The following is a 12,615-nucleotide window of genomic DNA, read 5'->3' as shown; positions in this document are numbered from 1 at the left end:
GATGCTGGATGTATTATAAAATCTGCCTATTATCTAGGGGATTAAAATGTTAGAGAATTTTCCACTAAATGCCCACACTCCTGAGCTGGAGACACTGCGAAGAGTTTCAGCTATGGCTGCAGCTTTAGAGATTGCAAAGGCTTCTGCGGCTTCGTCAACACATAAAACGCACAGCGATAAAGTAGCTGACGATTTGAAATATGCCTCACAGCACGTTGAGGCATTAGCAGATAAAATCCTTAACTACATAAACAAATGAGCTAAAAGCCATTTGAAGTCGTTGATATAAACCCTGCGATGCGGGGTTTTTTATTGCCATCGCGAAGGCCGCCCACGGGTGGCTTTTTTAATGGCTTTAACCAAGGGAATTCAGGCATGACAACAGTTGCATGGGATGGGGTTACTCTGGCAAAACGCTTGCATCGATATCACTTCAATCAGACCCCTATGCAATTGGAAGTGGTGGCATGATTTCCCGAGCAGCTATGCACTGCGGGAAAAACGCAATAGATGCCGTACAGATAGCCATTGAGATGGATGTGTGCAGTGGCGGTAAGGTCCAGTCATTTACTTAAAGTGCAGAAGTTCAAATCATCAAACAGGATTAACTCATGGCAAAACCGGACTGGGGCGAGCTTCAGCAACGGTTCCTGTCCGATCATGCCGCAACCGGCGTATCACCGAAGGATTGGTGTGAAGCGCAGGGACTGAACTACGCTACCGCCCGTCGATATATCAAAAAACCTGCTGCGCAAACTGCGCAAAAACCTGCGCAGAAGAAATTGCGCACTGCGCAAAGGGAAAACTGCGCAGAAGAGCTGGTAGACGATGACGGCCTTACAGCTCAGCAGCGTTTATTTGTCGCGGAATACCTGAAGGATGGCAATGCCACACAGGCAGCTATCCGCGCAGGCTATAGCAAAAAGACTGCTGAACAAATTGGCTATCAGCTACTTCAGAAAACTTCAGTTGCGCAGGCCATTGCGCAGCAGCAGAAAGCGTCCATTGTGCGCACGCTTGGCAGCGCTGATGAAGTGCTTGAGCAGATGTGGAAGCTCGCTACCTTCGATGCCAACCAGCTATCACAGTATCGCCGCGGGAGCTGCCGTTACTGCTGGGGCTTCGGGCATCAGTATCAATGGCGTGACGTCGTGGAGTTCGATGAGGCTGGCGAAGAAGCCAAGGCGAAGAAAAGAGGCGCACCGCGCGATGTTGGCGGCTACGGTTACGATCACACCAGCGCACCTAACCCTGAATGCCCTCGTTGCAATGGCGACGGCATCGGCCAGCCGTTCTTCGCTGACACGCGCAAACTGGCTCCAGATGCTGCGCTTGCCTATTCCGGCGTGAAACTCGGGAAGAATGGCGTTGAGATAACCGCCATCAGCCGCGAACGAATGTACGAAGCAGTGATGAAACGCCTCGGCCTGGCTGACAGTGAATTTGCTCAGCGTCTGCAGCAGATTGAAATCGAGCGCCGGCAGCTGGAGGTCGAAAAATTACGCAAGGAACTCGCAGCTGATCCTGAAGATGACGAACCAACGCCGGTAGCAATCAATATCAATGTCGTGGATGCGAGAGTGGAGGGAGACGATGATATCGCCGACGCTTAACATCCCTCAGGCCCGCTTCCTCGCGATGAAGCACAAATTTAAAGCCTACGTGGCCGGGTTTGGTTCCGGTAAGACGTGGGTAGGCTGCGGCGGTATCTGCAAGGGGATGTGGGAACACCCTAAAATCAACCAGGGCTACTTTGCACCAACTTATCCGCAGATCCGCGACATCTTTTATCCCACGGTTGAAGAGGTGGCCTTTGACTGGGGGCTGAATGTCAAAATCAACGAGGGGAACAAAGAGGTTCACTTCTACGCCGGGAAACAGTTCCGCGGGACGACTATCTGCCGCTCGATGGAGAAACCGCAAACCATCGTGGGTTTTAAAATAGGTAACGCGCTGATTGATGAGCTGGACGTGATGCCAGCCAAGAAGGCGCAGTTAGCCTGGCGAAAAATCATCGCGCGTATGCGTTACAAAGTGGCCGGCCTGCGTAACGGAATAGACGTCACCACTACGCCGGAAGGGTTTAAATTCGTTTATCAGCAGTTCGCAAAAGCTGTACGCGATAAGCCTTCGCTCTCAACGCTGTACGGCCTGGTGCAGGCATCGACGTTTGACAACGAAAAGAACCTGCCGGCGGACTACATTCCATCCCTGATGGAGTCTTATCCGCCGGAGCTGATTAAAGCGTACCTGCGGGGCCTGTTTACCAACCTGACCAGCGGCACGATTTACCACCAGTTCGACCGCAAGCTGAATAACTGCAAAGAAGAAGAGCAGCCAGGGGAGCCGCTGCATATCGGCATGGATTTCAACGTCGGAAAAATGGCCGGAATTGTTCACGTTCTCCGCCTCGGGCTTCCCTGTGCAGTAACGGAAATCATCAAGGCTTACGATACCCCGGACATCATTCGCATCATCAAAGAGCGGTTCTGGCTGTATGACGGCCATGACTACCGAAAGGTGCGTGAGATCTACATTTACCCGGATGCCTCTGGTGATTCTCGGAAATCAGCTCATGCCAGCACTACGGATATCGCTCAGCTCAAGCAGGCTGGCTTCAACGTGATAGTGAACGATTCAAACCCACCGGTAAAAGACCGCATCAACTCAATGAACGCCATGTTTTGTAACGGTAACGGTGAGCGTCGCTACAAAGTGAATGTGAGGCGGTGCCCGGTCTATACGGAATCGCTTGAGCAGCAGGTATGGGGTGAAAACGGCGAGCCTGACAAAAAAGCCGATAACGATCACCCCAACGATGCCGGCGGCTACTTCATCGTTAAACAGTTCCCAATCGTCAAACCAACCGGCAAAGTCACTCAACTTCGGATGTAAACCATGCCTGATATCTCAACACCCAATCTCGACTACAACGATATGGTTGAGGCGTGGGACATTAACGATGCGCTGATGGGCGGTACGCTTGAAATGCGCCGGCAGAATACAACCTATCTGCCTAAGTGGCCTAAAGAGGACAAAGAGGCATACGAACAACGTTTGGCCGTGGCTACGCTTCTCCCTGCATATGAAGAGGCGATTAAGCAAAACATCGGTCGCGTGTTCGCTGAGCCGACGAGGCTTAGCGAAGACACTCCCGAGAAGATTGTCGAGCTGGCTGAAAACATCGATATGGAAGGAGACCGGCTTGATGTATGGGCGCAGCAATTCTTCTCGCTCGCGTTCCAGTACGGCCTGGCGCATGCCCTTGTGGATTATCCACGAACGGATCCAGAAGCGGTTAAGACGAGGGCTGACGAGCAAGCAGCTGGTGGTCGCCCATACGTGACAATGCTTAATCCCCGGCAGGTCATTGGCTGGAAGTCTGATGTTCGGGGAGGCAAAGTCATTCTGACCGATTTGCGCGTAAAAGAGGTTATCGTCGTTGATGGCAATGACTACGGGCAGACGAAGGTAGAACAGATACGCCACATTATGCCGCGCAAGGTTGAGATATATCGCCGCAACAAAGGTGATAACGGCGAAAGCCAGTGGCAACTTCACGACGCGTGGGGTACCAGCCGTGATGATATTCCTCTGGTGACGCTATACACCAAGCGCACCGGATTTATGCGCGGATCTCCGCCGCTGCTGAACCTGGCACTGCTGAACATCAAACACTGGCAGAGTCAGAGCGAACAGGACAACATCCTGCACGTCGCGCGGGTGCCATTGTTGTCGGTATTCGGGCTCGAGCAAGGGCAAGAACTGACCATAGGGTCATCGGTAGCAACTCAGTTTACTGACCGCGCAAAGCAAGGGCTGGAATACACCGAGCATACCGGATCGGCTATAGATTCAGGAAAAACGTCTCTTGATGACCTCGAAAATCAGATGCGGCAGGCCGGGGCTAAATTGCTCCGTACCGAAAATACGTCCACCAAATCTGATGACCAGACGCATGAAGAGCATATGCAGGAGAATTCACCCCTCTACACCATGTCGAATTCGCTCGAAGACACTCTCGATAACATCCTGCAGATCATGGCGGAATGGCTTGGCGAATCGGAGGGCGGTAACGTCGATGTTCGCACTGAGTTGGATGTTTCGGCTCAGACCTTTGATGCTACCGCAGCGACAGCTATTCAGTCGCTACGGCAGGGCGGAGATATTCGCCAGATTGATGCCATTCGTGCGCTGCAGGCTCTGAAATTCATCGACCCGGACGCCGATCCGGAAGGGGTGATCGACGAGCTGAGAAATCAGCAGGTCACGCTGGCCAATGTCCTGAATAATCCAGGCGGTTGAGATGGCAACGGCGAATGAAAAGCTCAGTGACGAAAGTCTGGCTCATTCAATTTGGGTGAGTCAGTACAGTACCGGCGTCGCAAACAGGATGATAAAAATCCTGAATGACAGCGATGCAGAGCTGACGGCCAGGCTGCTGGTGGCGATGGATACGCTCGATGCGGAGAGCTTTACTGTGTCGCGGCTGGAAGCTTTGTTGGTCAGCGTCAGGGCGCTAAATCGTGATGTGGTTCAGTCGATGAGCGAAAGCCTCGCTGGCGAGCTGCAGGAGCTGGCGCAGCATGAGGCAGGATTTCAGTTAAGTCTCTTCCAGTTTGCGATCCCCGATGATGTGCTGGCGCTTCATCCGCTGGTGGGCATTTCCCCGGACGCCGTTTATGCTGCGGCAATGGCCCGACCTTTTCAGGGGCGCCTGCTTTCTGAGTGGGCGGATAACCTTGAAGCTGACAGGATGACGCGGATATCCAATACCGTGCGGCGGGGGTTCCTGCTGGGCGATACAACGGAACAGATTGCGCGTAAGGTTCGCGGTCATGCTAACCGCGGCTACCAGGATGGCGCCTTGCAGATGAGCAGGGCAAACGCCGGCAGCATTGCCAAAACTGCTGTTGGGCACCTGGCGGCGACGGCGAGGCAGAGTTTTGCGACTGCCAACGATGATATTCTGAAGGGTAAGCAGTGGCTGTCCACACTCGACAATAAAACGTCAAAAGACTGTCGAATTCGCGACCGCCTCAAATACACCCTGGACAATAAACCGATCGGCCACAAGGTGCCATATCTGCAGGGCCCCGGGAAAATCCATTTCTGCTGCCGCAGTGTTGAAACCTACATTCTGAAATCCTCCGATGAATTGGGTATCAAAGTCGGTGAGATTAAGGACAGCTCCCGCGCCAGTATGGATGGACAGGTGCCTGCGGATACCGATTATCAGGGCTGGTTCTCGCGGCAGTCATTCACACGGCAGTCCCAGATTGTCGGCGTGACGCGCGCCAGGCTGATTCGTGACGGTGGCATGTCTCCTGATGAGTTCTACAACGACAAAGGCGAATGGTTGACGCTGGAGCAGTTACGGGAACGTGACGAACAAGCATTCAGTAACGCCAGTCTTTAATTTTCCATACAACATCAAACAGGCTGCCTCCGGGCGGCCTTTTTTATTGCCGCGATCCGGATGGTGAGCGGTGCAACGGTCGGATGACCAAACGAAAGGTAACAGCATGAAACTCAAGACAGTAGAAGTGAATGGTAAGCATTACGCGGAAGTTGATGCCAACGGTCTGCCGGTGTTCATTCATGACGACGGCAAAGAGATTGGCTTTGATGCGGCACAGGCTGTCAGCAAAATCTCTTCGCTGAATGGCGAAGCGAAAACTCATCGTGAAGCTAAAGAGGCTGCTGAAGCCAGCCTGGCGAAGTTCTCGGGTATCGCTGACCCGACCAAGGCGCTAGAAGCACTGGATATGATGACCAAAATCGACCAGAAGAAACTGCTCGATGCTGGCGCCGTTGACCAGGTGAAGGCCGAAATCACCAAATCATTCCAGGCGCAGTTGGATGACGCTAACGGCAAGAGCCAGAAACTGGAAAGTCAACTCTACGATGCCATGATCGGCGGTAGCTTCTCAGGTTCGAAGTTCATCACCGATAAAATTGCCATCCCTTCTGACATGCTTCAGGCGCGCTTTGGCCAATCGTTCAAGGTCGAAGAGGGAAAGGTTGTGGCCTATGACGGCACCGGCAATAAGATTTACTCTCGTGCTAAACCGGGTGAACTGGCCTCATTTGACGAGGCGCTCGAGTTCCTGGTGGAGCAATACCCACAAAAAGACCACATCCTGAAAGCCAGCGGAAACAGTGGTGGTGGTTCACAGCAGTCGCAACATCAGGCTGGACAGAAAACCATGAAACGCAGCGCGTTTGATTCACTGGATCAGACGGGTAAGCAAACCGCACTCAAAGACGGTATCACCATCGTCGATTAATCCTCTTTTGCCAGTCTCCGGATGGTGGCTGGCGCCAGAGCTGGATAGCTCAACCAACCCTATTATCAAATCAAAGGAATTAAATTTATGAGTAACACGCTCACCGGGTTGATCCCGACTATCTATACCGCTCTGGACATTGTCTCCCGCGAGCAGGTGGGCTTTATTCCCGCCGTCGCCCGCAATACCAAGGCAGATGCCGCGGCAAAAGACCAGACGGTTACCGCGCCGGTTGCTCCGGTAGCTGTCACTGAAGACATCGTGCCGGGCCCTTCAGCTCCGAACACGGGCGATCAGAACATCGGTACCGTCGATGTGAAAATCACCAAATCCAAAATGGCGCCGGTCAAATGGAATGGTGAAGAGCAACTGGCCCTCGGCCCTGCCGGTACTTACAACACCATCCTTGCCGACCAGTTCAAACAGGCGTTCCGCGCGCTGGCGAATGAAGTCGACGCGGATCTGGGCGCGCTGTACTTCAACGCATCCCGTCAGGTCGGCACGCCGGGCACGACGCCATTCGGTATCAAGGAAGACCTCAGCGATGCCGCGCTGGCGCGTAAAGTGCTGGAGGACAACGGCTCACCGACTACCGATCTCCAGATGGTTCTCGGTTCGGCGGCTATCGCAAATCTGCGCGGTAAACAGTCTGTATTGTTCAAGGTGAACGAAGCAGGAACGGAACAGTTACTGCGTGAAGGTACCCTGGGTCGTCTGGAAGGCTTCAATATCCATAACTCTGCAGGCGTTAAAACTCATACGGCCTCTGCTGCTGCTGACTACCTGGTGAACGGTGCGAAAGTCGAAGGTGACCGTATCATCGCCATTGATACCGGTACCGGAGCGTTTGCCGCTGGTGATGTGGTGAGCTTCGCGGGCGACGAAAATAAATACGTAGTCGCCGCGGCAACTGCCAGCACTATCACTCTGGCTCAGCCTGGGTTGCGCAAAGCGCTGGCGGATAATGCTGCTATTACCCGTGGTGCAGGGTATGTGGCGAATATGGCGTTTGACCGTAATGCGCTGCTGTTGGCATCTCGTACACCGGCAATGCCGCAAGGCGGGGATACTGCGGATGATGTGATGAACGTTACCGACCCGGTATCAGGCATTACCTTCCAGGTGGCGCTGTACCGCCAGTATCGCCAGATCCGTTATGAAGTTGGTCTGGCGTGGGGTGTCGCTGCTCCGGTTCCGCGTCACAGCGTCATCATCGCTGGCTAATAACCATCAACCATGAGGGGCTCCGGCCCCTTTTTTAATGGAGGGCTTATGGCCGGATTGACGAAAGGGCAGCGGGCGGCGGAAAAGCTTGCTGAACAAGTCGAAGACGATCTGCAAGGATTGGTGTCAATGGTTATTGACGCGCCTGAGTTCCCCGGCGCAGCCACTGAGGCCAACGTACACGCTGACGAGGTGGAAAACTGGAAAGCGCACGGCTGGAAAGAAATGGAGTGATGCATGATTACGTTCATCACCGTTGAAGAAGTCGATTCGATTCTGGGCGCCACCTGGACGGATGGAAGCAAAAAAGCCAAATCTGTGCTGATGGCTAACATCTGGATGAATGGCCTCAATCTGAAACTGCCATGCAATCGCGTAACTAACGAAACCATCATTCCCGACGATGTGAAACAGGCTGGCGTCTATGCGGCCCTGGCTGCGTCAAATGGCGGCCTGTATCAGCAGAAAACCGATTCCGGGGTACTGCTCAGTAAGACTGTGGATGCTGACGACGTATCTGTGTCGAAGACGTTTGCTGAGCTCGCCACCAATAGCTTAGCATTGCTTGATTCTGACCTGCAGCTGGCTCTGGCGATGCTTAAGCCTTATGGCGTCAATCAGTCTCAGATACGGTTGGTGAGGGGGTGATATGCAAAATCCAGGTGTGCATTATGCCGGTGACGGGCTCGGCCCTCGCGATGTGTTTGTGAATGGAAACCAGATCAATCATGTCGTTTACGCAAACCCGGCAAAGGGCGTTGTTGAGTTTGCTCCTCGGCCGCTGCGGATTAAACGCAACGGCGAAATCTATACCCGCCGGCTTCTCGGTACTGTAACCGTTAGTTTTCGTCAGGGCGGCGGTGAATAAAATGGGCATTCGTGACGAGCTTCAATCCGAAGTCGCCGCGGCGTTCGATACCGACCTGAGCGATGCCGTTAATGAGTTCACCGGCAGTTACACCGTTCGTGGCTCATGGGATCCGGTAACGGAAACCGGCAGCGAAACGGTGGTGACCTATTCAGGGCGCGGTATTCTGGCGCGGTACAAACTCCGCCGTATCGATGGCGTTAACATCCTGCATGGTGACCTGAAATTAACCGCCCTGGTTAACGAGGTCACCGATAAACCGGCGGTCGGACATTTCATCACAGCGCCGGATCCGATTACCAAAGAGGCTCAGCGCTACGAGGTCATAACAGCCGCGGCTGATTCTGCCGGTGCTGCATATTCCATCCAGTTACGGAGGGCGTGATATGGCTAAGGGCTGGAGTATCGACCCGGCGGCGTTTGCCGGGCTGGTGGCCGACGATGTCAAACTTCGCCAACGAACGATCGCCATTCAGCTGCTGAATGAAATCGTTCAACGGTCGCCGGTTGGCAATCCTGAACTCTGGGCCATCAATGCCACTGCCGTTCAGTACAACAAAGCAGTGGGCGAGTGGAACGAATCCCTCTATGCCGATCCTGCCAACCTGACCAAAACTGGACGCCTAAGGAAGAAAGTCCGCGTTAACGACAGTATGGATATCCGGCGCCCGGCGGAATACCGCGCAGGCACCTTCAGGGCATCGCATTTCGTGAGTATTGGCGCGCCCGATTATACGGTGCCAGCCGAACCGGATCCGCGGGGCACGACGACGTTTCTCAACGGAAAAAACATCATCGACCAGGCGCAAGCCTATTCGGTGATTTATATCCAGTCAAACCTCCCGTACTCCGTACCGTTGGAGAATGGACACTCAACACAGGCGCCGACTGGCGTCTATGCCGTCTCGTTTAATGGTGTGATTCAGGCCTACAAATGACCCTCACAGAAATCAGAAACGCTGTCATTTCCCGAATGGCGGCACAGACTGCTATTGCCTCTGATGCGGTGGATTATCCCAATGGCCCGGTATTCGACCCCAGCGGTCGCAGTATCTGGGCACGCTTCACCAACATTTCAGGGCAGCCGGGAGCCAACGAAATCGGAGATGGCCCGGTAGTTCATCGAACCGGTGTACTCATTATTCAGCTATTCGTGCCGGTTGGCTCCGGCACGCTGCTGATTACTCAGACGGCGGACAAATTAACGGCGCTTTTTGAGTTTCAGGATGACGGGAGACTGAGTTATTTCGCCGTCTCTGCTGTGCCGGCCGGTGAAACAGACGGCTGGTCACAGCTAAATCTTCAAATCCCTTATCGCGCTCTGTAGCGCACAATAACAGGAGGCTCCTGTGAGCTCAGGTGCAAAAGTAGTAACCGCGTTTATGCGCGAAACCACCCCGGGTGTTACACCTACCGTCGGCGTGTGGGATCTGCTTCGGCGTGCATCCTTCGGCCTTGCTCCAACCCAGAACACCAATGACAACGATGAAATCGGTGGCAACCGGATGTCTCAGGGCGTATCGCGTGGAACTATCGATGTCGGCGGTGATATCGGCATGAAATTTCGCTGGAATCAGCACGATGCCTTTCTGGCGAGCTGCTTTGGCGCCGAATGGCTGGACAATGTGCTCACAGTGGGCAACAGCCGCATCACCTTCTCAGTAGCGTCCTACGCTGAAGATGTGGGTATTGCATCCATCGCCCGCGGCTGCCAGGTTGCTACCTTACAGATCGAAATTCCGAATGATGGCGACATCACTGCCACGGTTACGTTTGCTGGTCTGGACTGGGAAACTAAAGGGGACGATACCAGCTTCTTTACCGCGCCAGTCGATAATGCCGGAGCGCTCCGCTATTCGTTCAAAGAGGTAACAGCACTTAGCCTGAATGGCGTTGCTGGTGGCAATGGTTTCTGCGTCGATACCTTCAACATCCAGTTCGACAACAATATGCAGACCCAGCGCTGCGTCGGTACCGGTTCGGCGTTTGCCGGCGCGAATATCCCGACAACCTTTACGCCGTCCGGGCAGATCACGCTTTCATGGTCAAAAGCAGCCTGGGAAATCTATAAGAAGACGTTTACCGGAGAAACAGTGCCGTTCAGTTTCACCCTGGAAAATGCTGAAGGTGCATATACCTTCGATTTTCCGGAAGCGCAGATCTCAGGCGACTGGCCGGACGCCGGCAACACCGATATCGTTCAGGTTCAGCTCGATATCACGGCAGCCAATACGCCACCGACGATCACCCGCGTTCCTACCGTGCCAGCAACGGCCATTAGCGTAGCGCCGGCGACGTCTTCCGGCGCTGTTGGTTCCACTGTGAACCTTACCGCCACTTTAACCCCGGCAGACTCCAGCGACACCGTTGTATGGGATTCTTCGGATCCGGCGATTGCCAGCGTGGTATCTACTGGCCAGAAAACAGCGAAAGTTACACGCAATGCTGCGGGTACTGCGACCATCACCGGTAAGGCCCGGACATTTACCGCAACGTCTGAAATTACCGTCACCGCCCCTTAATTTCCCTGACCCGTTCCGCTGAGCATCGCGGTTCGGGCTTTTTCATGGAGTTTTTATGCTTATCATTACCACGAAAATTGACCTCAACGGCGAGCGCTGGTTTTCCCCCTACAAAAAACCAGAAGACAGCAAAAAGAAATTCACGCCTGAAGAAGAGTCGTTGTTCACACTTCGCTTGCTGGTGGCCAGCAGTGAGAATCATCAATACCGTTCGCGTAATGCCTTAGTGCGCCGGCACATCGATAAAATGGACGCCAGCTATCAGGTGGGAACTAAAAATTTTGACCTCGCCAGCGTCGGCGAGATTGATTCCGTTGATGACCTGATGATCGACAACTGTACGCGTTATCTGCTGAAGGGCTGGGAGGGGGTGGGGGAAATGGTGGATGGCGCGGAGGTTGCTATCAACTATACGCCAGAGCTTGGGGCATCCATGCTGAAACAGAAACCTGAACTGTACTGGCTGATACTGGCCGAGGCCGCCAGCATTGCTCAGGGTAAAGAGCAGCAGACTCAGGAGACCGTGGGAAAGCCCTAGAGGCTCAGCAGTGGCTAAAGGAGTTCGGGGGGGATCAGGGCGAAAAAGCAAAGTGGCGACGAGAGAAATTAAATCTCCCGCCAATCCCTGAACCTGTTATTGATGCTGTAACCGGTGAGATCCTCAACGCATATGCCATGATATCGCGTGGAAGGCAGTATGCAGGAATGGCTGGCGTTCCTCTTCCGCTGTCTCTGGGCGACATTGAACGCTATCTGGCTTCGCGCTACATATTGATTGACCGCACTGAGTTTGATGCCGCGATAATGGCTCTTGATGATGCCTGGCGCGATGAGTGGGCTGCGGAACAGAAGCGGAAGAATAAAACTAAATAGTCGTGTCGTTGCCTCTCTCTATCCCTGTGCTAATCTGTGTGAAAATGTTAATAATGGGGAAAGGGATATGAAAAAAATTCTGGCTGTAGCTTTTGCCGCCTTACTGTTGGCAGGGTGCGCCAATAATGTTGGATTAAATGCTGAAACTAGCGTCAGCAAATTTGACGGCGTTAAAACTGTATCCATCCAGCCTCATGGTGCGGATTGCTGCATGGCTATTGGTGCATTTTGGACAGAAAAAGTACCTGATATGGCGGTTCTGAATTTAACAACGTATGTTCAATATATGAATCTTGAGGAGGCTGAATTACGTGTCGATGATAAGATCATCAAACTTCAGCCTGTAGATACATTAACCAAGTTTGAACAAATGACGCCCGGCGATAACGTAGTCAATATGCCAACGTCGACGCGAGGCTTTGCCCTGCCTCTTTCAGATTTAAAACAAGTTATGGCCGCGAAAACGTCAATGATTAGACTTACCACCCTTTCAGATGGGGCAATTGTTGGCACGATTAAAGATGGTCAGAATGACACCAAAGCCTATTATGCTTTGCAAAGGTTCTTAAACCAGATCCCTAATAAATGAAGTACCAAAATGGTTGACTAAACCTCGCTCCGGCGGGGTTTTTTATTGCCCGGAGAAAGGTAAATGACAGAACAAACATCCCGTCTCGCGATTATTCTGGATAGCTCTGGGGCAGAGAAAAACGCTGATAGTTTAGCCGGCGCCCTCAATAAGATAACTGTTGAGGGAGGAAAGGCGGAGGTAGCGACCGATAGCCTGACCGACGCGACTAAAGACCTAAACTCCTTTCTCAAAGTTGGCCCAAAGCAT

General features: G+C 53.2%; 17 protein-coding genes. All 17 read left to right on the top strand.

The features are described 5' to 3' along the window. Window positions 1–46: 46 nt before the first annotated feature. Window positions 47–259, top strand: coding sequence for a hypothetical protein (locus AC1M2H_RS18235; protein WP_480148474.1), 213 nt, complete (start codon window positions 47–49; stop codon window positions 257–259). A gap of 352 nt (window positions 260–611) precedes the next feature. Beyond that, window positions 612–1,613, top strand: a complete 1,002-nt coding sequence (locus tag AC1M2H_RS18230; RefSeq protein ID WP_480148473.1) for a terminase small subunit — start codon at window positions 612–614, stop codon at window positions 1,611–1,613. Further along, window positions 1,594–2,895, top strand: coding sequence for a terminase large subunit domain-containing protein (locus AC1M2H_RS18225; RefSeq protein ID WP_480151980.1), 1,302 nt, complete (start codon window positions 1,594–1,596; stop codon window positions 2,893–2,895). The genes AC1M2H_RS18230 and AC1M2H_RS18225 overlap by 20 nt, the downstream gene beginning before the upstream one ends. Window positions 2,896–2,898: 3 nt before the next feature. Then, window positions 2,899–4,305, top strand: a complete 1,407-nt coding sequence (locus AC1M2H_RS18220) for a DUF4055 domain-containing protein (protein ID WP_480148472.1) — start codon at window positions 2,899–2,901, stop codon at window positions 4,303–4,305. A gap of 1 nt (window position 4,306) precedes the next feature. Then, the gene (locus AC1M2H_RS18215) at window positions 4,307–5,419 is read left to right on the top strand and encodes a phage minor head protein (protein WP_480148471.1); all 1,113 of its coding nucleotides are present in this window, start codon (window positions 4,307–4,309) and stop codon (window positions 5,417–5,419) included. 106 nt (window positions 5,420–5,525) lie between these two features. After that, window positions 5,526–6,290 (top strand): DUF6651 domain-containing protein, encoded by a 765-nt coding sequence (locus AC1M2H_RS18210; RefSeq protein ID WP_480148470.1) that lies wholly within the window; start codon window positions 5,526–5,528, stop codon window positions 6,288–6,290. Window positions 6,291–6,377: 87 nt separating this feature from the next. Next, entirely contained in the window at window positions 6,378–7,514 is a 1,137-nt protein-coding gene (locus tag AC1M2H_RS18205) for a major capsid protein (protein WP_480148469.1), read from the top strand. A 48-nt stretch (window positions 7,515–7,562) separates the two neighbouring features. Beyond that, window positions 7,563–7,748: a hypothetical protein gene (locus AC1M2H_RS18200; RefSeq protein WP_480148468.1), complete on the top strand. Its 186-nt coding sequence runs from the start codon at window positions 7,563–7,565 to the stop codon at window positions 7,746–7,748. 3 nt (window positions 7,749–7,751) lie between these two features. Continuing rightward, on the top strand, window positions 7,752–8,162 hold the full coding sequence (locus AC1M2H_RS18195; protein WP_480148467.1) for a protein singed: 411 nt from the start codon (window positions 7,752–7,754) through the stop codon (window positions 8,160–8,162). A gap of 1 nt (window position 8,163) precedes the next feature. Continuing rightward, window positions 8,164–8,382, top strand: a complete 219-nt coding sequence (locus tag AC1M2H_RS18190; protein WP_480148466.1) for a hypothetical protein — start codon at window positions 8,164–8,166, stop codon at window positions 8,380–8,382. Between the two features lies 1 nt (window position 8,383). After that, entirely contained in the window at window positions 8,384–8,767 is a 384-nt protein-coding gene (locus tag AC1M2H_RS18185) for a glutamate 5-kinase (RefSeq protein ID WP_480148465.1), read from the top strand. Between the two features lies 1 nt (window position 8,768). Further along, a complete protein-coding gene (locus AC1M2H_RS18180) occupies window positions 8,769–9,320 on the top strand; it encodes a hypothetical protein (protein ID WP_480148464.1) in 552 nt (183 codons plus the stop codon). Further along, a complete protein-coding gene (locus tag AC1M2H_RS18175; RefSeq protein WP_480148463.1) occupies window positions 9,317–9,709 on the top strand; it encodes a phage tail terminator-like protein in 393 nt (130 codons plus the stop codon). The genes AC1M2H_RS18180 and AC1M2H_RS18175 overlap by 4 nt, the downstream gene beginning before the upstream one ends. A gap of 22 nt (window positions 9,710–9,731) precedes the next feature. Then, window positions 9,732–10,904: a phage tail tube protein gene (locus AC1M2H_RS18170; protein WP_480148462.1), complete on the top strand. Its 1,173-nt coding sequence runs from the start codon at window positions 9,732–9,734 to the stop codon at window positions 10,902–10,904. A gap of 55 nt (window positions 10,905–10,959) precedes the next feature. Then, a complete protein-coding gene (locus tag AC1M2H_RS18165) occupies window positions 10,960–11,442 on the top strand; it encodes a hypothetical protein (RefSeq protein ID WP_480148461.1) in 483 nt (160 codons plus the stop codon). Window positions 11,443–11,609: 167 nt separating this feature from the next. Further along, window positions 11,610–11,777, top strand: a complete 168-nt coding sequence (locus AC1M2H_RS18160) for a hypothetical protein (RefSeq protein ID WP_480148460.1) — start codon at window positions 11,610–11,612, stop codon at window positions 11,775–11,777. 67 nt (window positions 11,778–11,844) lie between these two features. After that, window positions 11,845–12,366 (top strand): hypothetical protein, encoded by a 522-nt coding sequence (locus tag AC1M2H_RS18155; protein ID WP_480148459.1) that lies wholly within the window; start codon window positions 11,845–11,847, stop codon window positions 12,364–12,366. The last annotated feature ends 249 nt before the right edge of the window (window positions 12,367–12,615 follow it).

Source organism: Klebsiella sp. F11 (assembly GCF_056712265.1).
Note: the sequence above shows the minus strand (reverse complement) of the source record. Positions and strands in the feature narration are given on the sequence as shown.